The organism is Rhabdonatronobacter sediminivivens (assembly GCF_013415485.1).
GTDB classification, from domain to species: Bacteria; Pseudomonadota; Alphaproteobacteria; order Rhodobacterales; family Rhodobacteraceae; genus Rhabdonatronobacter; species Rhabdonatronobacter sediminivivens.
In genome coordinates, this window is record NZ_JACBXS010000045.1 from 1 (window position 1) to 21,934 (window position 21,934).

Annotated in this window: 16 protein-coding genes; 6 read left to right on the forward strand and 10 right to left on the reverse strand. The window is 69.3% G+C overall.

Annotation, left to right across the window (positions count from 1 at the left end; translation table 11 throughout):
* Nucleotides 1–200 precede the first annotated feature (200 nt).
* A complete protein-coding gene (locus tag HUK65_RS15705) occupies nt 201–1,076 on the forward strand; it encodes a LysR substrate-binding domain-containing protein (RefSeq protein ID WP_179907223.1) in 876 nt (291 codons plus the stop codon).
* Nucleotides 1,077–1,127: 51 nt separating this feature from the next.
* On the opposite strand, the gene phnE (HUK65_RS15710) is transcribed toward HUK65_RS15705, so the two are convergent.
* From phnE (HUK65_RS15710) to psrA, 5 genes are all read right to left on the reverse strand, one after another.
* Nucleotides 1,128–1,976 (reverse strand): phosphonate ABC transporter, permease protein PhnE, encoded by an 849-nt coding sequence (gene phnE, locus HUK65_RS15710; RefSeq protein WP_235442198.1) that lies wholly within the window; start codon nt 1,974–1,976, stop codon nt 1,128–1,130.
* A gap of 8 nt (nt 1,977–1,984) precedes the next feature.
* Complete coding sequence (gene phnE, locus HUK65_RS15715; RefSeq protein ID WP_235442199.1) at nt 1,985–2,851, reverse strand: phosphonate ABC transporter, permease protein PhnE; 867 nt, start codon at nt 2,849–2,851, stop codon at nt 1,985–1,987.
* 1 nt (nt 2,852) lies between these two features.
* Nucleotides 2,853–3,605: a phosphonate ABC transporter ATP-binding protein gene (gene phnC, locus HUK65_RS15720; protein WP_179907225.1), complete on the reverse strand. Its 753-nt coding sequence runs from the start codon at nt 3,603–3,605 to the stop codon at nt 2,853–2,855.
* 95 nt (nt 3,606–3,700) lie between these two features.
* Nucleotides 3,701–4,594: a phosphate/phosphite/phosphonate ABC transporter substrate-binding protein gene (locus HUK65_RS15725; RefSeq protein ID WP_179907226.1), complete on the reverse strand. Its 894-nt coding sequence runs from the start codon at nt 4,592–4,594 to the stop codon at nt 3,701–3,703.
* An 86-nt stretch (nt 4,595–4,680) separates the two neighbouring features.
* Nucleotides 4,681–5,805: an iron-containing alcohol dehydrogenase PsrA gene (gene psrA / locus HUK65_RS15730; RefSeq protein ID WP_179907227.1), complete on the reverse strand. Its 1,125-nt coding sequence runs from the start codon at nt 5,803–5,805 to the stop codon at nt 4,681–4,683.
* A gap of 244 nt (nt 5,806–6,049) precedes the next feature.
* Between psrA and HUK65_RS15735 the strand changes: the two genes are divergently transcribed.
* Genes HUK65_RS15735 through HUK65_RS15745 form a run of 3 tightly spaced genes read left to right on the forward strand, consistent with a single transcriptional unit; the run spans nt 6,050 to nt 9,209 of the window.
* Nucleotides 6,050–7,066, forward strand: coding sequence for a glycosyltransferase family 2 protein (locus tag HUK65_RS15735; protein WP_179907228.1), 1,017 nt, complete (start codon nt 6,050–6,052; stop codon nt 7,064–7,066).
* Between the two features lie 5 nt (nt 7,067–7,071).
* Complete coding sequence (locus tag HUK65_RS15740; protein ID WP_179907229.1) at nt 7,072–8,328, forward strand: glycosyltransferase; 1,257 nt, start codon at nt 7,072–7,074, stop codon at nt 8,326–8,328.
* Nucleotides 8,325–9,209 (forward strand): glycosyltransferase, encoded by an 885-nt coding sequence (locus HUK65_RS15745; protein WP_179907230.1) that lies wholly within the window; start codon nt 8,325–8,327, stop codon nt 9,207–9,209. Before HUK65_RS15740 ends, HUK65_RS15745 begins: the two co-directional genes overlap by 4 nt.
* 162 nt (nt 9,210–9,371) lie before the next feature.
* Here the strand turns inward: HUK65_RS15745 and HUK65_RS15750 are convergent, their stop codons facing one another.
* Together HUK65_RS15750 and HUK65_RS15755 are read right to left on the reverse strand one after the other, a co-directional pair.
* On the reverse strand, nt 9,372–10,178 hold the full coding sequence (locus HUK65_RS15750) for a glycosyltransferase family 2 protein (protein ID WP_179907231.1): 807 nt from the start codon (nt 10,176–10,178) through the stop codon (nt 9,372–9,374).
* A gap of 12 nt (nt 10,179–10,190) precedes the next feature.
* Nucleotides 10,191–10,940 carry an ABC transporter permease gene (locus HUK65_RS15755; RefSeq protein ID WP_179907232.1) on the reverse strand — a complete coding sequence of 250 codons (750 nt, stop codon included), beginning with the start codon at nt 10,938–10,940 and terminating at the stop codon, nt 10,191–10,193.
* Nucleotides 10,941–11,100: 160 nt separating this feature from the next.
* On the opposite strand from HUK65_RS15755, the gene HUK65_RS15760 reads away from it, so the two are divergent.
* The gene (locus tag HUK65_RS15760) at nt 11,101–12,345 is read left to right on the forward strand and encodes a sugar transporter (RefSeq protein WP_235442200.1); all 1,245 of its coding nucleotides are present in this window, start codon (nt 11,101–11,103) and stop codon (nt 12,343–12,345) included.
* An 87-nt stretch (nt 12,346–12,432) separates the two neighbouring features.
* Nucleotides 12,433–13,086: an ABC transporter ATP-binding protein gene (locus HUK65_RS15765; protein ID WP_179907233.1), complete on the forward strand. Its 654-nt coding sequence runs from the start codon at nt 12,433–12,435 to the stop codon at nt 13,084–13,086.
* A gap of 138 nt (nt 13,087–13,224) precedes the next feature.
* Here HUK65_RS15765 and HUK65_RS15770 read toward each other — a convergent pair whose 3' ends face one another.
* From HUK65_RS15770 to HUK65_RS15780, 3 genes are all read right to left on the reverse strand, one after another.
* A complete protein-coding gene (locus tag HUK65_RS15770) occupies nt 13,225–18,585 on the reverse strand; it encodes a VWD domain-containing protein (RefSeq protein WP_179907234.1) in 5,361 nt (1,786 codons plus the stop codon).
* Between the two features lie 267 nt (nt 18,586–18,852).
* A complete protein-coding gene (locus tag HUK65_RS15775) occupies nt 18,853–19,857 on the reverse strand; it encodes a hypothetical protein (protein WP_179907235.1) in 1,005 nt (334 codons plus the stop codon).
* A 289-nt stretch (nt 19,858–20,146) separates the two neighbouring features.
* The coding region (locus HUK65_RS15780) for a glycosyltransferase (RefSeq protein WP_179907236.1) at nt 20,147–21,934 on the reverse strand (1,788 nt) is incomplete at its 5' end.

Below are 21,934 nucleotides of genomic sequence, written 5' to 3' on the forward strand. Positions count from 1 at the left end.
GCCGCCTCCAGATAGGCCGGTTCGCACCCGTCAAGGCAGATCACAACCGCAGGCCCCAAAGGCCAGGGATAACGGCGTGCGTTCACGTCAACAGGGGGGTGCGTCATGCCAGGTCTTTCTTCGGTGGTGGGCGTGTGCAGGCACCATAGAAACCGGTCAAACCATTGACAAATTCATATTTAGGATCATAACCATCGATTATGTCGATAGGTTTTACTCATCTGCGCAGCTTTCACGCCGTGGCCACCACCGGCGGGTTCACCCGTGCCGCGCAGATGCTCAAGATCGGCCAGCCCACCGTGACCACCCAGATCAAGGAGCTGGAAAGCAGCTACGGGGTGGAGCTGTTCCTGCGCCAGGGCCGCCAGATCGCCCTGACCGAGGCCGGGCAGGCCCTGACCGAACTGACCGGCCGGATCATGCAGCTGCGCGAGGAGGCGCATGAGCTGCTTTCAGGCCATGGCAAGCTGCAGACCGGGCATCTGAGGGTGGCGGCGGTGGGGCCGTTCCACGCCACCGCCATGATCGCCGCCTTTCGCCAGCGCCATCCGGGGATCGAGATCAGCATCGCCTTCGGCAATTCCGAACAGACCCTGGCGCGGCTGACCGGGCTGGAGGCCGATGTTGCCGTGCTGGCGCATCCGGTCGAGGACCCGCGCGTGCTGTCACATCTCTACAGCACTCATGAGGTGGTGGTGTTCGTCAATGCCGATCATCCCTGGTTCGGGCGGACCTCGGTCCCGCTGGAGGAGCTGGAGGGCCAGCCCTGCGTGCTGCGCGAGCGGGGGTCCAGCACGCGGCTGGCCTTTGAGCGCGCCATGGCCGGGGCGGGGCTGAGCATCCGGCAGGAGCTGGAGATCGGCAGCCGCGAAGGCGTCTGGAAAGCGGTGGAACTGGGCATGGGGATCGGGGTCGTTGCGGATTTCGAATTCGTGGCGCATCCGCGGCTGTGCCCCATCGCCATCGCGGGCGGGGCGGTGCGCACCGAATACCGCATTGCCGTGCTGCGCGACCGGGCCGCCACCCCGAAGCTGCGCGCCTTTCTGGAGGCCGCCGAGACGACACGCGCGGGGTGAAGGGCGGCGGCGCGCGCCGCCCCATTCAGATCAGGCGTGCGGGCCCCCGGTTCAGGCCAGACGCTCGCCCGCCAGGCGCTGGCGCAGCCAGCCCGAGACCACCTCGGAGATCGACACCAGCGCGATGATCGTCAGCAGGATCGCCGCCACCCGGGTGGATTGCAGCTCATAGGTGGCGCGCTGCAGATACCAGCCCATGCCGCCGCCGCCGAAGAAGCCCACCACCGTGGCCGCGCGAAACGCCACGTCCCAGGTGTAGATGGAGATCCCCACGAAGGCGATCTTCACCTGCGGCAGCACCCCGAAGACAAAGACCTGCAGCGGCCCCGCCCCGGTGGAGCGCAGCGCCTCGACCGGTTTCATGTCGATGGCCTCGATCTCGTCCGAGAAGAGCTTGCCCGCGAAACCGATGCAGAACATGGTCAGCGCCAGCACCCCGGCGAACATGCCAAAGCCGATGACGGTGACAAAGAGGATCGTCCAGATGGTTTCATGGATCGCCCGGCAGCCCATGATCGACAGCCGCCCGAAGGGATAGAAGATCCAGCGGTGCAGCGTGACGTTATGCGAGGCAAACCAGGCCAGCGGGATCGCCAGCAGCACCCCGAAGGCCCCGCCCAGGATCGACATCTGGATGGTGTTGAGCACCGACATCAGGAAGCGCTGGTCCAGGATGAAGCCCAGCTCGGGCGGGAAATAGCGGTCGGCCAGAATGGCGCCCAGGCGCGGAAAGGCGCCCAGCACCCGCTGCAGGTCCAGGTTCAGGAAATGCACCGACCAGGCCAGGAACACCAGCACCCCCAGCAGCGCCGAATAGCGGATCAGCGTTTCGGGAAAGGGGAAGCGGGTCCATTGGGGCGGGGCGGCGGGGCGGGGCGTGTTCATGTCCTGACTGCTCATCATGTCCCTCATGTCACGGCCTTGCGGGCATAGTGCGAGACGATCTCGCCGATGATGATCAGCACCAGGATCGCCAGCAGCACCATGGTCACGCCGCCATAGTTGAACATCGCCATCTGCCGGAAGAACACCAGGCCCAGACCGCCCGCGCCCACCAGCCCCATCACCGCGGCGCGGCGGATGTTGATGTCCCATTCGAAGATGATCGTGCCCAGCACCACCGGCATGATCTGCGGCAGGATGCCGTAATACATGACCTGGAACTGGTTGCCGCCCACGGCGCGGATGGCCTCGACCGGCTTGGGGTCGATGTTCTCGATCGCCTCGGCGGTGATCTTGGAGATGAAGCCGATGGAGCGCACCGCCACCGCCAGGATCCCCGGCAGCGCGCCCAGACCCACCGCGCCCACGAACAGGATCGCCCAGATGATTTCATGCACCGAGCGGCTGAGCACCATCATGAACCGCCCGATGGGATAGAAGATATAGAGGCTGGGCGTCACGTTGCGCGCCCCGAACCAGGCCACCGGCAGCGCCAGAAAACAGCCCAGGATCGTGCCCAGCGTGGCGATCATCATGGTTTCGATGGCCGGCACCAGCAGATGCGGCAGCAGCGAGAAATCCAGCAGCAGGAAGCGCCCGATACTGCCCAGCACCCCGAAGCGCCCGCCGATCCGCTCCCAGTCGGTATCGGCAATGATGGTGACCTGGATGCACCACAGCAGGACCAGCGCCACCCCGGTCCAGATCAGGGCCTTGCGCATCCGGTCGTTGCGGCGGCGTTCGAAATAGGTGGTGGCGGCCTCGCCCGACAGGATGCCCCCGCCAGCAGTCGCGCCCCCGCCTGACGGCTTGCCGGTGCCGGTCATGGCCATGTCAGAGCACCTCCATGGCGTAGATTTCTTCCATGTTGGCTTTCTGCATGGTTTCGGTCGGGCCGTCGAATTTCTTGATCCCGTCCTGCAGGCCGATGATGCGGTTGCAGAATTCGGTGGCCAGTTGCACGTCATGGATGTTGCACAGCACCGGCACGTCGAATTCGCGCGCCAGATCGCGGATCAGCGACATCACATCGCGCGAGATCTTGGGGTCCAGCGCCGAGGTCGGTTCATCCAGCAGCAGCAGGTCCGGCTGCTGCATCAGCGCCCGCGCGATCCCCACCCGCTGGCGCTGCCCGCCCGAAAGCGCATCGGCGCGCTTGTTGACATGGTCCGACAGGCCGACCCGGGCCAGAAGCTCCAGCGCCTTTTCGACATCCTCGCGCGGGAACAGCCGGAACACGCTGCGCAGCGACCCGGTGTATCCCAGCCGCCCCGAGAGCACATTGTCCATCACCGACATGCGGTTGACCAGGTTGAACTCCTGAAAGATCATGCCGATCCGGCGCCGCATCCGGCGCAGGTCGCGCGCATTCAGCGCCAGCATGTCCTCGCCAAAGAGCGTGATGCTGCCGCCCGAGGGTTCGACCAGGCGGTTGATGCAGCGGATCAGCGTGGACTTGCCCGCCCCCGAGGGGCCGATGACGGCGCAGAAATCGCTGGCCTCGACGCTGAAATCAAGCCCGCGCAGGATTTCGGGGCCGGTGTTGTTGTAGCGCACACGCAGGTCACGCACCTCGAGGACTGGCATGGTCTCTCCCTGTAACAGCCTGGACCCCTCTGGCCGGGGATCGCCGGACATGAAAAGGGCCGGCCACCCTGTTGCGGTGGCCGGCGCCCCGTGCCTTATTGCGCGGCCTGTGCGGCCGCGATCTGGCGGATGATGTTGTAATCGCTGTCCTGCATCGGCACGAAGCGGGCCGATTGCACATTGGCCAGGAAGTCCGCGGCATCGGGGTCTTCATGCAGGGTCAGGAAGGTGTCGCGGATGGCCTCGCGCAGTTCGGGGCACAGGTCGGTGCGATAGACGAACGGGTCCTGCGGGATGAACTCGGACTCCCAGACCACCTGGAATTCCTCCAGCGCCACCAGGCCACGTTCGACCACATTGTCGAAGCGATGCGTGGCCACGAAGGCGGCATCGACGCGGCCTTCATGCACCGCCAGGGTCGACAGGTCATGCCCGCCGCTATAGACGACGCGGTCGAAGAAATCGTCGAATTCCACGTCGATCTGGTCCTGGAACACCACCCGCGGCAACAGGTTGCCCGAGGTGCTGGCCGGATCGGCCAGCGCCACCACCTGCCCGCGCAGGGATTCGATATCATCAAAGCCGGAATCGGCCAGCGTGATCAGCACCGCACGATAGCCCGGGCCTTCTTCCTGCAGATGGCCGGGCAGCTTGGCATAGGTGGCAAAGACCTCCAGCGTGTCATCGCGGTCGCGCGCGATCACATAGGAGTTCGGCCCGTGCACGCCCACATGCACCCAGCCGTTCAGCATCGCCTCGACCACCGAGGAATAGGAGGTCGGCATGAAGAATTCGATCGATTTGCCGGTCTTTTCACGCATCCGCGCGATCACCGGGGCATAGAGGTCCACCTCCTGGGTGGTTTCCTCGGTCGGAATGATCGAGAACACCAGCGTATCAGGATCAACGCAGTCCTGCGCGGCCAGCGTGCCGGTGCTCAGGACAATGGCCAGCGCCGTGGCGCCGGTTACCTTGGTCTTGGTCGTCATGTGTCATCCTCCCCATTGACGATCTCTGAAGTGACGGGCGCCTCCTCGGGCCTGTTGGCCCACGCCCGCTGTCGCGCCTTTAGTCTCTAAGCCATGGTCTGCAACGATGCCAGCAAAGCCGTGCGCTGGCCGATGAAATTCTGCCCGCGCTCGCCCTCGAAGGCGTCGCGGACCATATCCTGCATCCCTGCCGGGTCGATCCCGTAATCCCCGGGCAGGGTCGATACCTCCAGCCCGGTCAGGAAGCGCTCCAGCCGGGCCGCCGCATCCGGGCCGGGCGGGGCGCCCAGGGCGGCCTCGATCGCTTCGGCCACCGGGCCGCCGACCCCTTCCAGGCTGCGCGCGATGGCGGGCAGGGTGAAGGAACAGGCAATCCCGTGGATCACCCCGTGGCGCAGCGTGATCGGGTATGAGATCGAATGCGCGATGGCGGTCTTGGTCACCGAAAAGGCCATGCCCGCAAACAGCGCCGCCTGCGCCATGCGCGCGCGCAGGCCGGGGTTGGCCAGATCGGCGGCCAGCGCGGGCAGCACGGCCATGATCTCGCGCGCGGCGGCCACGGCATAGAGCCGCGATACCGGCGTGGCATGGTGGTTCCAGACGCTTTCCAGCGCATGCGAGAACGCATCCAGCCCGGTGCTGACGGTCAGCCCGCGGGGCTTCGAGAGCATCAGCGCCGGGTCGATGATCGCGGCTTCGGGGTAAAGCCCGGGCAAGGCCAGCGAATACTTCCGCCCCGCGGCACTGTCCCAGACCGTGGCCCAGTGGGTGACCTCGCTGCCGGTGCCGGCGGTGGTGGGCACGGCGATGATCGGCAGCGGGTCAAACCGCGCGGGGGCAGGGGTCTTGCGCAGATGGTCCAGCACCGGGGCCAGCCCGCCGCGGGCGGCCGCGGCAAAGACCTTGGCCGAATCGATCACCGATCCACCGCCCAGGGCAACGATCACCTGCGGCGGGGTTTCCAGCGCCGTCAGGCGCTGCACCTGGCGCTCCAGCGCGTTCAGGTCCGGGTTGGGGGCGATGTCATCGATCACCAGCGCCGGCGGCCCCGCCTGCCCCCCCGCCTGTGCCGTGATCTGCGCGGCCAGCCCGGCGGCGAACCCGTCGGGATAGGTCACCAGCAGATACCGCCGCCCGGCCAGTTGCCCGGCCAGCTGTTCGAAGCTGCCCGCGCCAAAACGGATCCGCACAGGGTTCCAGTATGTCCACACGATCCGTGTCTCCGCTGTTGTCCGGGAAAAGCTTATGGGCGGCCATAACTATTGGCAAATTCAATTTTCATATGAGTTTGATTGTATGAATAGATGAAATGCCGCGCGGGCTTGGCACCTGATCCGGCAGCCTGTATGTCACGGGTCGGGCGGGAAACCGGCGGGGCGGCCCGCTGGCCCGCTGTGTCTGTCTGCTGGCCCTGCGGCCTGGTCCCTCTTGAACTGGCCCCTTCCGGAGCTGCCCATGCCCGCTGCGCCTGATCTCCCGCCTGCTGCCGCTCCGGGGCTGGATGTGCTGATCCCCCATTACGCCGATCCCGCCGGGCTGGACCTGGCGCTGACCTCCATCGCCGCGCAGGACTGGCTGGATGATCCCGCCAACCGGCTGCGGGTGGTGGTGGTGGATGACGGCTCGCCGCCTGCGGATTTCGCCGAAGCGCAGGCCGTCTGCGACCGGTTCCGCGCCTCCAGCGGGCAGGCGCTGCATCTGGAGCGGCTGGCGCGCAACATGGGGCGGCCCGCGGCGCGCAACCGGCTGCTGGATCTGGCTCAGGCGCCGTATCTGGCCTGGCTCGATGCCGGGGATATCTGGTATCCGGCCCGGCTGCGGGTGCAATTCGCGCATCTGGCCGCGCTGGAGGCTGCGGGCGAGGACCCCGCCCGGATCTGGGTCAGCTGCGCCTATGACTGGGACCAGCATGGCGCGCGCCGCCCCCGGGCGCAGCGGGTCGAGGGCGACCAGCTGGCCGCCCTGCTGGAGGGGGACCACCTGCGCGCCTATCTCTGGACCCTGCTGGCCCGGGCCGAGGCCTTTGCCATCGCCGGGCGCTTTGACCCGCAATTGCCCCGGTTGCAGGATCTGGACTGGTTCGTGACCTTCATCCGCGCGGGCGGGCGGATCACGGTGCCGCCGGAGTCTGATCCGCCCGACCCTGTGCCGCTGTGCTGCTATTTCAAATCCGACCTGGGCCGCGATGCCCGCCAGATCGCCGCCAGCCATGCCCGGGTGCTGGCGAAACACACCCCCGCCATTGCCCGCTATCCATACCGCTTTCGCGCCCGGCTGCGCCAGAAGGGGCCGATGCTGGCGGCGCGCTTTGCCCGGGCCAACGGGGCATATGCGCTGGCGGCGCGCTATGGTCTGGCCGCGCTGCTGGCCAGCCCCTGGCACAGCCTGCGCGGGGCCCTGGGACGGGTGCGCCGCTGGCCGGGACACATGCTGCGCCGGGGCGGCGGGCTTGCAGGAGGGCAGGGGCGCTGACATCCGTGACCACAGATGATGACCAGACCGCGGGCGGGGGCGGGGCGCGGTTGCGCATCTGCCTCAGCCCCGGCGAGATCGGCGGCGGCGGGATCGGCATGGTCATGCTGCATCTGGCCGAGGCCCTGCTGGCCGAAGGCCATGCGGTGGACCTGCTGCATCTGGACGAGGCCACCGACCGCAGCCCGCCGCCGGGGTGTTCCATGGTGCGGATCGGCCGGCGCGCGCGCGCGGCCCTGCCCGCCACGGTGGGCTATCTGCGCCGGGCGCGGCCGGATCTGGTGATCTCGGCGCGCGATTACATCAATGTGCTGATGCTGAGCGCGCGGGGGCTGGCCGGGCTGGGGCAGGATGCCCCGCGGCTGGTCTGGAGCTTTCACACGCACCGGGCTTCGGAACGGGCGCATATGGCGCGCCGGCGCGACCGGATCGCCGACTGGATGTCGCGTCAGGTGCTGGCCGGGCGCACCCCGGGCCACCCCGATGCGCTGGTGGCGGTGTCCAGCCGCGTGGCCAGCGGGCTGGCCGCCGATATGGGCCGCCCGGTCGGCGATTTCACGGTGATCGAGAACCCGGTCTGGACCCCGGCGCGGCTGGCGGCCCGGCAGGCCCCCTGCGCGCATCCCTGGCTGGCCGGGCGCGCGCCCCTGGCCCATGGCGCGCCCTGCGTGGGTGATCCGGTCATACTGGCGGTGGGGCGGCTGGCCCTGCAGAAGGATTTCGCCACCCTGATCGCCGCCCTGGCGCGCTGGCCCGGCCCGCGGGCGCCGCGGCTGATCATCCTGGGCAAGGGCCCGCAGCGTACGGCGCTGGCCGTGCAGATTGCCGCCGCCGGGCTGGCGGGGCGGGTGGAGATGCCCGGCCATGTGGCCGATGTGCTGCCCTATATGGCGCGGGCGGATCTGTTCGTGATGTCCTCGCGCTGGGAAGGGTTCCCGCTGGCGCTGGTCGAGGCGCTTGGCAGCGGGGTGCCGGTGGTCTCTACCCATTGCCCCGGTGGCCCGGGCGATATCCTGGAGGGCGGGCGGCTGGGCCGGCTGGTCCCGCCCGGCGACCCGGCCGCCCTGGCCCGCGCCATGGCCGAAACCCTGGCCGCCCCGGGCGATCCGGGCATGCGCGTGGCGGCGGCGCAGCGCTTCAGCGCCGCCCGGGCCGCGGCGCGCTATCTGGCGCTGGCCGGCATGTCCGACAGGGCGCCGGAGGAGGGGCGGCCGGAGGCGGGGGCAGAGCTTCTGCGCCCGCGCCCGGGCAGCGGGCGATGACGGAGCCGCAGCTTTCGGTCATCGTGCCGGTCTATCGTGACGGGGCGGTGCTGGCGGTGCTGCTGGCCGCACTGGCGGCGCAGCAGGGGCTGACCCCCGGCACCTTCGAGCTGATCGTGGTGGACAACGACCCCCATGGGCCCGCGCCGCTGCCCCCCCTGTCCTCGCTGTCGCCCCTGCCCTTTACCGCGCAACTGCTGCCCTGTGCCGCGCCCGGGTCCTATGCGGCGCGCAATGCGGGCGCGGCGGTGGCGCGCGGGGGGCATCTGGTCTTTACCGATGCCGATTGCCGCCCCGCGCCGGACTGGCTGGCGGCCATGGCGGAAGCGCTCCGGGCCCATCCCGGCGCCATCCTGGCCGGGCCGGTGGTGCTGGACCCGGGCCCCGCCCCCACGCCCTGGGCAATCTTCGACACGGTGCGCGGCATCCCGCAGGCGGCGTTCGTGCGCCGCGGCTATGGCGCCACGGCCAATCTGGCGCTGGCGCGGGGGCTGTTTGCGCGCCTGGGCGGCTTCGATGCCGCGCGGCTGTCCGGGGGGGATGCCGAATTCTGCCGCCGCGCCGGGCGCACAGGCGTGCCCATGCGCTATGTGCCCGGCGCTGCCGTCCACCACCCCGCCCGCGCCAGCCGCACCGCCCTGGAGACCAAGGCCCGCCGGATCAAGGGCGGGCAGGTGGCCAGCGGCCCGCCCCTGCGCCGCCTTCTGTGGACCCTGCGCAGCCTGGTCCCGCCGGTGCGCGAGATGGCGGCCTATCTGCTGGGTCCCCACCCCTGGCGCTGGAAGGCCACGGCCTGCCGGGTGCGGATGCAGCTCTGGGGGGTGGAACTGGCGGAACTGGCCCGCCTGCTGATCCTGCGCCGCCCCCCTGAGCGCCGCTAGAGCAGGGCACGCCCCGCCCCGGCGCAGGCAAAGGCAAAAGGGTGGGGGCTATGCTCTCCGGGCGCCCCGCCCTGTCTTCATCTTGCCCCAAATACTCAAGCCCCCCGCGGCCGCCCTTTCCCCACGCCGGGGGCGCGCGCCTTCTGAACGGCCCGCGCCCGGTTACAGCCGCCGCAGCACCGATCCCAGGGCATAGCGCAGGAAGTTCAGGCTGCGGCGCGGCAGGGGCAGGCCCTCGTCGCGCAGGAGCGCCCAGACCGCGCCCGCTGCCCGGACCTTGTTGGCCGAGGCCGAGCCCGGCGCCACCCGGTATTCGGCCAGCACCTGCGGCAGGCCATGGGCCACCGCGCCATCGCGCAGCAGGGACAGCCAGAAGGCGTAATCCTCGTGCATGGCGCGCGCGGGCATCCGCGCATCAGGGAAGCGCGCGCGCCGCCAGGCGCCGGTCAGGGCGCCGATGGGGTTGCCCGCCAGCGCATCGGCCCAGAGCACGCGCGGGCGGGCGGGCACCTCGCCCAGGGAGCGGCCCTGCGCATCGACCCGGCGATAGGCGGAAAACACGATATCGGCACCGGCCTCGAAGGCGCGGCGCTGTGCCGCCAGCTTTTCGGGCAGCCAGCGGTCATCGGCATCCAGCAGCGCCACATAGGCCCCGCGCGCGGCGGCGATGCCGATGTTGCGCGTGGCCGCCACCCCGCGCGGGGCGCTCTGGGCCGGATCATGGATCAGCCGCAGGCGCGGATCGGCCTCGGCGGCGGCACGCACCAGCGCGACCGAGCCATCGCGCGACGAATCATCGATCAAGAGCGCCTCCCAATCGGGGTCGGTCTGCGCGGCAAGCGAGGCCAGCGCCTCCGGCAGGGTGGATTGCGCATCGCGGAACGGGATGATCACCGAGAATTGAGGGCTGCCCCCGCCCTGCCCGTCGTCCTTCCTGGCGTCTGATGGCGTGCCGTCCCCGGTGGACATCGCGCGCGCCGCTCAGCGGTTCAGCAGGTCGCGGTGGAACTGGCGCAGCAGCAGCAGCCCCACCACCATGGGAATGACGATCCACAGCCCGATATAGATCAGCGAGATATATTGCGGCGTGTAGATCGGATAGAACCCGTCGCGCATGATCCCGGTCAGGTGCAGGATCGGATTGTACCACAGCACCGCCTGCGCGATGGGGGGGAAATCCTCGTAGATGATGATGATCCCCGAGATGATGAACAGGGGCCGGGTCAGGATGGCCCAGATGGTCTGCCAGACCGGAAAACGCTGGAACAGATAGCAGTTCAGGCACCCCACCCCCAGCCCCACCAGCGCGGTCAGCACCACCGCCTGTGCGATCCGGCCCCAGTCCAGCACCGTGCGGATATCCTCGTAGATCATGATCCCGGTCAGGATGATGGTCATGACCGCCATGGTGACCAGCAGATTGAGCGCGAAACGCGCGATGATCGCATCCATCCAGGTGACCCGGGGATAGAACAGCAGCGCCTTGGAAAACAGCATCGCGCGGCCGACCTGATTGCCCAGGGTGGTGAACATATGCAGGGTCAGCAGCCCCGTGCCCTTGAACAGCAGGTAGCTGGTCCCCAGACTGGGAGAACGCGCCAGCAGCGACCAGGCGAAGCTGAGGATGATGATCATGCCCAGCGGTTCCAGCAGGGCCCAGACATAGCCGCCCGGCGTGCGCCCGTAGCGCGCGCCCATCTCGCGCAGCATCAGCGCGGCAATGCTGCGCATGGCCGCCACGCCATACCAGCGGCCGCGATGGCGCTGCAGGGCTGCGGGCAGTTCGGGGGAATCGGTTGGCAGCGGAGCCTCCTGATGCTGGCCTTTGCTGCGCGGACTATGTAGAAAACCGCCAGCCGGATCAATTCTCCGGCGTCATGGAGTGACCGACGTGGCCAGGGATGCCCCAGATGCCGAAAAGGCGCCCGCGTCCGCGGCCAGGACAGGTGCGGCCAAGTCAGGTGCGGCCAAGACGGATGCGGCCAAGACGGATGCGGGGCGCGCGGGAAAGATGGCCGGGCGGGCCCGGGTGCGGCGGCGCCATCACGGGCTGGCGCTCAGTCTGATTGTCCTGGTGGTGCTGCCGGTGGTGCTGGCGGCGGCCTATCTGTGGACCTTTGCCCAGGATCAGTATGCCTCGACCGCCGGGTTCACCATCCGCCAGGAGGAAACCGGCGCGGCCAGCCAGTTGCTGGGCGGGCTGACCCAGCTGGTGGGCGGGGGCAGCAGCGGCAACAGCGACCTGTTGTTCGAATTCATCCAGAGCCAGGAGATCGTCGAGGCCGTCAACGACCATGTCGATCTGGTGGCGCATTATTCGGCCACCTGGCCCGCCGATCCGGTGTTCTCCATCTGGCCCGGGGCCACGATCGAGGACATGCTGTGGTTCTGGAAGCGCATGGTGCGCATCACCTATGACAGGTCCTCGGGGCTGATCATGGTCGAAGCCCGCGCCCGTGATCCGGACACCGCCCAGGCCATCGCCCGGGCGGTCGTCGCCGAAAGCGAGGCGATGATCAACATGCTCAACGAGGCCGCCCGACGCGACAGCATGGCCAATGCCCAGCTGGACCTCGAAGAGGCGCTGGAACGGCTGCGCGCCGCGCGCGAGGCGATCGCCGAATTCCGCGCCCGCACCCAGATCATCGACCCCGCCGCCGATATCCAGGGGCGGATGGGGGTGCTCAACAACCTGCAGCAGCAACTGGCCCAGGCGCTGGTGGATTACGACCTGCTGCTGCCAAGCGCCGACAGCAACGACCCCCGCCTGCGCAACGCCGAGCGCCGCATCACCGTGATCCGCGACCGCATCACCGAGGAACGGCGCAGCTTTGCCGCGCAGGATGTCACCGTGGACAATACCGATTACCCCAGCCTGCTGGCGCAATACGAAAGCCTGCGCGTGGATCAGGAATTCAGCGAGGAAAACTATCGCGCCGCGCTGACCGCGCTGGAGCAGGCGCGCTCGAACGCCGAGCGCCAGCAGATCTATCTGGCGACCTTCGTGCGCCCCACGCTGGCGCAGCGGGCCGATTACCCGCGCCGGTTGCTGCTGGTGGGGCTGACGGCCTTTTTCGCGCTGATGACCTGGGCGGTGCTGGCGCTGGTCTATTACAGCCTGCGGGATCGGGGATAGGGGGCAGGCTGGCACGCGCCGGCGCGCGCCCCCATATCGGCAAACGGAACCGGGGCGCAGGCGGGGCCGTCTGAACGGGCAGGATGCATGATCGAACTGAGACACGTCACCAAGGGATACTGGGTGCATGGCGAATACCGCATCGTCATCGATGACCTGAGCATCGTGATGCCGGAGGGCCATTCGCTGGGGCTGCTGGGGCGCAACGGGGCGGGCAAGTCCACGCTGCTGCAGATCATCGCCGGGACCATGCAGCCGACCTCGGGCCGGGTGATCCGGCGGGGCGAGATCTCCTGGCCGATCGGTTCGGCCAACAGTTTCCACAAGGACATGACCGGGCTGCAGAACACCCGCTTTCTGGCGCGGGCCTATGGCGTGGACAGCGATGCCCTGGTCGATTTCGTCGAGGATTTCGCCGAGATCGGCAAGCATTTCAACATGCCGCTGCGCACCTATTCCTCGGGGATGCGCTCGCGGCTGGCCTTTGGCGTGGCCATGGGCATCCCCTTTGATACCTATCTGATCGACGAGGTCACCGGCACCGGCGATGCCAAGTTCAAGCGCAAGAGCCGCGAGGTCTTTCGCGCCCGCATGGCCCGCGCCGGTGCGATCATGGTCAGCCATTCCATGAATGACATGCGCAATTTCTGCGACAGCGGGCTGGTGCTGCATGAGGGGCAGCTGGAGTATTTCGACGATATCGAGGATGCCATCACCCGGCATGAGGACCTGCTGAACTGACCCGCGCCCGGGCGGCGCGGGCCATGGGCGCCGCAATGGCCCGCCCCAGCCCGGCCAGCCTGCTCCCGGCCCACCCCCGGCCCGCGCGCCTGGCACGGGGGTCGGGCACGGGGGCCGGGGGGGGGCAGGTGCCAGACGTCAGGCGAATTCGCTCAGATGGCCCAGCAGGATGCCGGTCAGGGCGATATCGGCGCCCGCGGCGGGCAGCGCGTCCAGCATCACCCCGGTATCCTGCGGCACGCTGTCCCGCGCCGCATCCGACAGATCCGCCTGCGCATCGATGAACACCCAGCGCGGCGCGTTGGCGCTGTCCAGCCCCACCGCGGCGCGCAGCACCTCCAGCGCGTCCAGGGCGGTGATTGCGCCGTCGCGGTTCAGGTCGGCGGCGATGAAGGCCTCGGGGGTGGCCGCGCCGAAACTCGGGGTCAGGCCCACGGCCAGGCGCAGCACTTCCAGCGCATCCAGCGCGGTGGGGCGGCTGTCACTGGCCGGGTCATGGGGGCGGCTGGCGCTGATCCTGCCGCCCGCGGGGTCCGCCAGCAGGTCGAAGCCGAAACTGCCATCGGCCCCGGCCTCGCGCAGGTGGGCGCTGCTGCGCCCGGCGGGGGTGAAGCTGATGCGCGTGCCCTCCAGCGCCGCGCCGCCCACGCCCAGCACCTGCCCCGAGAGGCTGACCAGCCCCTCCAGCGCGCCGCCTTCGACCGGGGCGGGCAGCGGATCGGGGGCGGTATCGGGGGCGGCCTCCTGCCGGGCCTGGAAACTCACCGCCGCATCCACATAGGCCGGGTTGCCGGTGACCAGCAGATCGAAGAGCGCATTGTCATGGGCGACGGTGCCCGGCGCCAGCCCGGCCTCGGCCAGGGTGTCGCGGGCGGCGGCGATGGCGGCGGCGTCGAAATCCTCCAGCGTGACCATGGCCGTGGGGTAATCGGGCAGGAAGAAACTGTCCGGCCCCGCGCCCGGGCCATAGGTGAACAGGCTCTGGTCGGTGTCGCTGACGCGCCAGCCGTCACGGAAGGCACCGTAAAGCCCCAGCACGCCGGCCTCGGGGTCATCGCCAAAGACCAGGGGGCGGCTGATCGGGGTGCCATCGGGCAGGGTCAGGTCGGTCTCGGGGTCGCCATCGAAATTGCCCAGCAGCCCTTCGACCTGCCCGGCCAGCGCGGGATCGACAAAGAGGGTGATATCCAGCCGCCCCTCCACCACCGTGATCGAGGCGGTGCTGATGCTGTCGCCCTCGGGGTCGCCATGGCGGTGGATCAGATGCCAGGTGTCGCCGGTGCGCAGGATCAGGTCATCGCCCACCGCACGGGACTGCCCCGGGGCCAGCGCCACCGCCGTGCCATTGACCAGCACGCTGCCGGGGGTGGCGGCATCGACCATCACCGCGCCCCCGTCCAGCCGCACGGCGGCGGCCACGTTTTCGGACGCATTCACCCCCACTGGGGCCATGCGGGCCTGCACCTCGAACCCGGTGCCACCGATTTCGCGCAGCAGGACAAACTCGCCCGCCGCGTGGAAGTCATAGGCCAGCCCGTCCAGGGTGATCAGATGCGGGTCGGCGATGACATCGGTGCGCCCGGCGGGGGGCGCGGGCGGGGGCGCGCCGCCGCCGCCGCCGATCCAGTCCAGCCAGTCGCGCCAACCGGGCGGCAGGGGGATTCCAGGGCTGCCGGAGCCTTCCAGCACGGCCCAGAGCTCGGTGCCGCTGTTGCGGAACTCGGTTTCGATCATGGTGCCATCGGGCAGGGTTCCGATGACATCGACATCCTGCAGAAAGATCCCGTCACTGGCCGCCAGCAACCGCAGGCTGCCGCCCTCCAGCAGCGCCTGCGCGCCCGCCAGCGCGGCAACCTGCAGCGTGCCCCCGTCCATGGCAAAGGCGCCGGTGACCTCGACCCGGTCATACCCGCCCGCGCCGATGTCGAAATGGATGACGCTGTCCTGCGCCACCACGTTGCCAGTGATCTCCATCCGGCCGGTGTCGGTCACCCGCGCGTTGGCCGCGTCAATCCTGTCGCCCACAAAGAAGCTGGAGCCGGACAGCAGCAGCGCGGGCTGGCCTGCGGTGCCGGCGATCTCGCCCCAGCCCAGCAGCATATTGTTCTGAAGGCTTGTGCCTGCATGGACCTCGACCAGCGGCGTGACCAGCCGCCCGCCTGCCATGGCCAGCATGGCCGAATTCGCGCTGGCATCGCCGACCTCGACCTTGGTGGCGGCCTGGACCTCAGCGCCGGTGCCGATACGCAGCCTGCCGGCGCCGCCGCCTTCGCTGGCGGCATCGGCGATCAGCTCACGGCCGATATGGATGCGCGCGTCATCGCCAGACAGGCTGACGCGCGCGCCGGGGTCCGAAACGGTCATCCGGCCTGTCCCGCCGTTGACGCCAATTTCCAGCGCGGCAACCGGGCCGTCCAGCGTTATTCCGGCGTCAGTGCTGACCAGAGCGCTCCCCTCGCCGCCGCTGCTGCCGACAATCATGCGGGCGTGTTCAGCGGCGGAAATATCCACAGCAGTATTCCTGCCGGTCAGGAACATCCTGCCCGTCGCGCCGGTATCGGCTTCATCGGCGCGCACCCGGCCGATCCCCACCCCCAGCACCGTCTGCCCCGCGCGTCCGCCGCCGGCATCTTCCAGCGCGATCTGCGCGCCGCCGGCCAGATCCAGCCGTCCGGTGCCGCCATTGGTGCCCACCAGAATGTCGCGCGCGCCGTCCAGCCGCGCCCCGTCCCGCAACCAGAGCTCCCCCTCGCCGCCCGTGCCGGACAGGAACGCCGGGGTGCCGCCCACGATCACCAGCCGGTGGGCATCGCCCTCCATGGTGACGGTCGCATCGCGAAGATCCGCCCGGGCAACCGACCCCGCACCGCCGCCCACGAAGAGATTGGCGACACTCCCCTGCGCGCGGATGGTCACATCCGCGCCATCCTCCAGCACCAGACGCCCCGTGCCGACCTGATCGGGGGTGTCGAACCAGCTGGTGCCCAGCCGGATGCCGCCATTGCGCGCGGCATCGATCAGCACCGGGCTGTCGGCGATGGTGATTGTGCCGCTGGCCCCGCCTTCGCTCCCCGCCAGCAGCCAGGCATCGAACTGGCGCGCGATGATATCCACCTGCGTGTTGTCCGAAACCGTCAGCACGCCTGCGGCATCAGCGCCCCGGCCCACCAGGATTTCGGCGCTGTCATCGGCCCCGGAAATGGCGAACAGCCTGGCACTCCCGCCGATATCAAGGGTGCCCGTGCCCCCCTCGCGCCCGATCCGGACCCCCGCATAGCCGCCGTCCCCGTCCAGGTCGATCGGCCCGGCGGCGCCGAATGTGGTGCCGTCATTCTGCGCGCCGAAGAAGGCGCCGCGCACATGGGCCGTGCCCTCGCTGCCCGCGCCCCGCCCGATATCGACAAAGGCAAAATCGCTTTCGGCATTGCCCAGCACGATCAGCCCGTGGGGTGCATCCGGGTCGGTGGCGCGCGCGCCGGTGATGCCGGCCAGCCCGGTGCCGCCTGCGGTGCCGATATTGACCCCCGCCCCGGTTTCGGACTGGCCTGCGTTTTCGGCAGTGCCCGCCTGCACCGACATCAGCGCATTGGTCATGGCCAGCTCGCCGCGCCCGTCCGCCTGCCAGCCGAAATCGACGAAGACACTCCGGTCAACATCCAGCCCGCCGATCAGCGCGCGCCCGCCGTCGCTGATCAGCATCGTGCCGTCGGAGCCGCGCCCGCCGACCGTCATCGACCGCACCCCGGTCAGCAGCGCGCCCGCGCCGTCGATCTCCAGCAGCCCCGTGCCGCCGGGGGTCAGGCCGGGGCTGGCATAGCCCACCGGCACCCAGCCGTTGCCGCTCAGATCCAGCACCGACCCCGAGAGGATCCGCGCCTCGCCATAGGAGCCCGCGCCGCCGCCGACCCAGAAATTCGTTCCCTCCAGCAGGGCCTCGGCAAAGACCACAGACCCGTTCTGCAAGGTCACGCTGCCGGTGCCGGTGTTGTCTTCGGTATCGGTCCAGCGGGTACCGATGCGAAAGCCCGCGCCCTGGCCGGCGGTGATGCTGGCCTGCGTATTGTCGAAGACCAGGCTGCCGGTGCCGCCTTCGGTGCCCACCAGCACCCAGGCAAAGGTGTCCTCCAGGGGCGTGCCATCGCCGGCGCGCATGGGCGCGGCCATCTCGAGCGTGCTGCCGGTCAGATGGACCGCCCCGGTGGCGCCGTTGCGCCCGATGTTCAGGTCGGCACTGTGCACATCGGCGATCAGGGCAAGGGTGCTGCCGCTTTCGACGCGCAGCGTGCCGTCATTGCCTTCCCAGCGGCCGATGGTGGCGAAGGCGCTGCGATGCCCTTCCGCCCGCAGGGTCGCGCCGTTCTCCAGCAGAAGCGCGCCCTCGGCCTCGCCGTTATGCCATTCGCCGATCATCATCCCGGCATTCTGGGCAAAGCTGCGCAGGGTCATGGCGCCGCCGTCCAGCCGCATCTGCCCGGTACCGCCATCCACGCCCAGGGCCAGTTCGGCACTTTCGCGCCCGCCGACGAAGATTGCGCCGCCCTCGGCCTCCAGGTTGCCGGTGCCGCCGTCACGCCCCACCGACAGCCGGGCCGAGCCCCCCTTTTCGCCCGGCCCTTGCCAGGGAGTGCTGCCGCCTTCGCGCAGTACCTCGACCCCGCTGTTGACCACCGCCAGCGACCCGCCGTCCATGCTCAGGCTGCCGGTGCCGTCCTGATGGCCCACGCGGGCCTCGACAAAGGGCGAATAGGCATTGCCCACCAGAAACAGGCCATCGCGGTTGGGAGCCTCGGCGCTGCCGCTGATCTCCAGGCTGCCGGTACCGCCTTGACGCCCCACATCGACGGCCCCGCCCCCGTTCAACCCCGCCTGCACCAGCGCAAAGGAATCCGTGATCTCCATGCTGCCGCTGCCACCGTCGCGGCCGATGCGCAGCGCGGTGAAATCATCCGCCCCGGCCGAGGTGGTCTCTACCACGAAGCCCGCGCCATCGGCGAGCCGCAGGCTGCCGGTGCCGCCATCGCGCCCGACCTCCAGCATGGCGCCGGTCCCGGCCAGGCGGAACTCCCCGTCGATGACCTCCAGCCGCCCTTCGGCATCCGGGCCGCGGCCGATCCAGGCGGCCTCACCCCCGCCGGTGGCATCGGAATTGTCGGCGCCGAACGGATCCTCCAGGCGGAAACTGGCGCCATCGCGCACCTGCATCAGCCCGCGCGCGCCCGCATCGCGCCCGATGGTCAGGGTGGCGCCCATATCGGGCGACCCGGCCGAGATCACCTCAAGCAGGCTGCCCGGGTCGCGGAGGATGATTTCGCCCAGGGCCTCGGGGTCGGGGGGGCCGCCGCCGGACCGGCCCGCCGACAGGAAGGGGCCGCCCCCGCTGTCGGAGGCAAGCGTCAGCACAAGGCCGTCCGAAACCTCCAGCCGCCCCGCGCCATCGGTAAACCCGTAGATGAAGGATGTGCCATCTTCGAAGACTGCACCGGTTCTGGAAATCGCCATGATCTGCCCCCAGTCAGGCCCCCGCCATCACGCGCGCGGGGGCAGTGTCAAATTGTGCCTTGTGGAATGTCGCGGGGCCGCCGGAATGCAGAAAATGACGGAAAACGGACATGCCAACGCAACATTCTGAAATTAACAGGGTTCAGATATGCATGATATTGCGATTCGCGCAACGCGCAGGCGCGCGGTTGGCCAGATGTGGTTGGCCCTATGTCTGAGGTGGGGCTGCCCGCCGTGTGAGCTGCCGCCGTGTGAGCCGCCGTTGTGTCAGCCGCCGTTGTGTGAGCTGTCGTCGGGGCGCATCCGTCGGCCCCGCCGGGTGGCCAGCAGCCCGCGCAGCAGATGCCCGGCCACCACCGCGTGGCGCAACACCGCGGGGCGGCGACGGTATTGCGGCAGCGGGCGTGTATCGGCGAACAGCCTGTCGCGGCCCAGATAGCGCCGCGCGATTTCGGCGTTGCTGTCGGCGTGATCGGCCAGCAGGGTGCGGGCCTGCTCTGCTTTCAGGTATTTCAGCACCGGGCGGCGGGGGGTGGCGGCTTCGCCTTCTTCCAGCAGCTGGCGCAGGCGCTGGCGGCGGGCGCCATCGCTGACCGAGGCCAGGAACATCCCCGCCTCGTAGGACAGGCTGACATTGACCTGGGCGTCCGTCAGCGGCAGGGCGGCGGCGGCGGGGCAGTCCAGGGCGGTGCAGAAATCCTCCCACAGGCCGCCCTCTTCGAAGCCTTCATAGGGGCGCACGATCAGGTTTTCCGCGCCAAAGGCCTGCGCCCAGGGGTCCAGCAGGGCCGCATAGTCCAGCCGCGCGCGGTTGCGGGCGATGAAGCTGTCCATCTCCACCTGGCGGCCCACCTTGAGCACCTGCCCGTAGAGCGCGTCCAGCCATTGGTCCTGACGGCGCAGATAGACCAGAATGCGCACGTCCCTTTCGGGAAAGAGCGTGCGCAGGGCCGTGATCTGCTTGCCGTTCAGGCGTGAGAAATCCTCGCTGCTGAGCACGCCGGTCCCGGCATGGTCGGCCAGTTCGGCGCGCAGGGCGGCGACATGGGCCTCCAGCCGGTCGAACGGGTCGGCGGGCGTGTATTTCACCCGCCAGTTTCGCAGTGCATGGGCCAGGAAATGATGCGCCGGGCCGCTGCCGGCCGCCAGCCCGGAGGCGGGGTCCGGATAGAGCAGCCCGCGTTCGGCCAGGGGGCCGCGGTTCTGCGCCAGGACCTGTTGCAGATAGGTTGTGCCCGTCTTGCGCAGGCCGATATGGATCACCAGACTCATGGCGCGGTCACTGTCCTGTTGCCCCTGCCTTCATCGACCCGGCTGCAGGCCCGGCCTGCGCCGGGGGCCGGGCCTCCTGCGCCATGGGGTGCGGGTATCGGGCATTGGGAAAGGGGGAGGGAAAGGGGGCGTCATCTGGTCTGTTGTCCTGTGCCGTGCCGTGCCGGTTGCAGAGCGGGTCCTGCCAGTTTCCGTGCCAGTTCCCGGGCCAGTTCCTGTGTCAGCACCGGATACCCGCGCCCCTTTGCCAGCCATGGGCGGCCTTGTCCAGCGCGCGGGCTGCCGGGCCTCATGACGCCACGCGGCGCGGGTCTGGTCCGTCCCCGGGCAGGGCAATCCCCAGCGCGCGCAGCCGGTCGGCATGGGTATCATGGCTGTAATGACGCGCCACATGGGCGCGGGCGCGGGCGACCTGGGCGGCCCGCGCCGCCGGGTCGGCGTGGAGCTTGCGCGCCAGCGCCACCGCCGTCTGCGGCGTGGCGTAAAGCGCCGCATCGCCGAACAGCACGCGATACTCTTCGGGCAGGATCACGGGCACCCCGGCGGCCATGGCCTCGATGATGGTGCGCCCGAAGCTTTCGATCCAATGCGGATGGGCGAAGTAGATCCAGACATCGATCCCGGCCAGGAAATCGCGCGGGGGCAGGGCGCCGAAAGGGTGCACCACCCAGTTCGGCGGTATCCGGCCCAGGATCCTCTCAGCCGTGCCTGCCCCGCCCAGCACATGCACCTCGGTGTCGTCGCTTTCGGGGTAGGCGGCCAGGATATCGGCGGCACTGGCGGGCCATTTATGGGCATGGTCGCGGGCATGACGGCCGATGCGCAGCTTGCCCTGCGGGTGGGGCGCGGGGGCGGCGGGGGTTTCCCAGCCTGAAATATCGATGATGTTGTGCCAGTCGTCAGGGGCCAGGTCGATCGCGCCCAGTTCGGCCCCGTGGTGGGTGACCAGCGCCGCGCGCACCAGCGGGCCGATCGGGTGCCAGGTGGCCTCGCGCCCGAACCAGCGGCGGATATTGGCGGCGCAGGCGGCGATGTCATAGCGGGGCACGCCTTCGGGGCCGTAATCGCTCATGGGCGGCTGGTTGACGATCACCTTGATCTCGCGCGCCTTGATCTGCGGCAGGTAGCGCTGGTCATGCCACAGGCAGGGCGGATAGCGCAGCAGCAGCAGATCGCAGGAGACATGATCGCCGTAAACCACCTGTTCGATCACCTGCCCGTCGATCCGGTCGCGCACCGCGTCCAGCATGGCGGTGCGGGGTTCGGTGGCATAGAGATCATAGCGAAACAGCTCCATCACCCCCAGCCCCAGCCCGTGGCGGCGGTGAAAGGTCATTTCCTCCAGGCAGGAATTGACGCTGCCCCCGCGCATGCGGAATTCCGAGCCCAGCACCACGGGGATATGGCGCGCGCGGTCGCGGGCGGGGCGGTCGGGGTGCAGGATGGCGGGGGCGGGAAAGGGGCGCGCGGTGCCGCTATAGTGCAGGGCGCCGGCTTCTGCGCTGCGGTCGCGGTGGCGGGTCTGCGCCTCGGCATAGGCGCGGCGCGCGCCGTAAAGAAAGCCGTTGATGCCCAGAAATTCATCGGCCACGACCGAGCTGTCGCCATCGCGCTGAAAGGCCAGCGGCCCGCCCTGAAGCTGCTCTACCGCGCCCTGACCATGGACATGGCGGATGCGGCGGATCAATTCATTGTCGGCGGAAATGCGCACCCGGTCCCAGCCGCCGAAATCGCGCGCCACCGGCGCGCGGCGGAACATGAAGGAGGATGTGTTGGGGATGATGAAGATCCCCTGCCCCGTCCAGCGGGTGAAGCGCAGGTCATTGCGGATGCGCGCCTGCAGGCTCAGACAGCCCAGCATCTCGGGGTGGGCCTGCAGATGGCGGACCTGGGTTTCGATGCGCAGCGGATGCGCCCAGTCATCGGCATCATGGAGGGTGACGAAGTCGCCGCGTGCAAGGTCCAGCCCGTGGTTGCGCGCCACATAGGCGCCGGCGTTTTCGGGCATGCGGATGGCGCGGATGCGCGGGTCACGGGCGGCGAACTCTTCGGCCACCGTCATGGTGCCCGGATCGGG

Excerpts from the sequence above, each read along its gene's own strand:
- HUK65_RS15705 (WP_179907223.1), top strand. The coding sequence starts at position 201 with ATGTCGATAGGTTTTACTCATCTGCGCAGCTTTCACGCCGTGGCCACC.
- phnE (WP_235442198.1), bottom strand. The coding sequence starts at position 1,976 with ATGAGCAGTCAGGACATGAACACGCCCCGCCCCGCCGCCCCGCCCCAA.
- phnE (WP_235442199.1), bottom strand. The coding sequence starts at position 2,851 with ATGGCCATGACCGGCACCGGCAAGCCGTCAGGCGGGGGCGCGACTGCT.
- phnC (WP_179907225.1), bottom strand. The coding sequence starts at position 3,605 with ATGCCAGTCCTCGAGGTGCGTGACCTGCGTGTGCGCTACAACAACACC.
- HUK65_RS15725 (WP_179907226.1), bottom strand. The coding sequence starts at position 4,594 with ATGACGACCAAGACCAAGGTAACCGGCGCCACGGCGCTGGCCATTGTC.
- HUK65_RS15735 (WP_179907228.1), top strand. The coding sequence starts at position 6,050 with ATGCCCGCTGCGCCTGATCTCCCGCCTGCTGCCGCTCCGGGGCTGGAT.
- HUK65_RS15745 (WP_179907230.1), top strand. The coding sequence starts at position 8,325 with ATGACGGAGCCGCAGCTTTCGGTCATCGTGCCGGTCTATCGTGACGGG.
- HUK65_RS15750 (WP_179907231.1), bottom strand. The coding sequence starts at position 10,178 with ATGTCCACCGGGGACGGCACGCCATCAGACGCCAGGAAGGACGACGGG.
- HUK65_RS15755 (WP_179907232.1), bottom strand. The coding sequence starts at position 10,940 with ATGCGCAGCATTGCCGCGCTGATGCTGCGCGAGATGGGCGCGCGCTAC.
- HUK65_RS15765 (WP_179907233.1), top strand. The coding sequence starts at position 12,433 with ATGATCGAACTGAGACACGTCACCAAGGGATACTGGGTGCATGGCGAA.
- HUK65_RS15770 (WP_179907234.1), bottom strand. The coding sequence starts at position 18,585 with ATGGCGATTTCCAGAACCGGTGCAGTCTTCGAAGATGGCACATCCTTC.
- HUK65_RS15775 (WP_179907235.1), bottom strand. The coding sequence starts at position 19,857 with ATGAGTCTGGTGATCCATATCGGCCTGCGCAAGACGGGCACAACCTAT.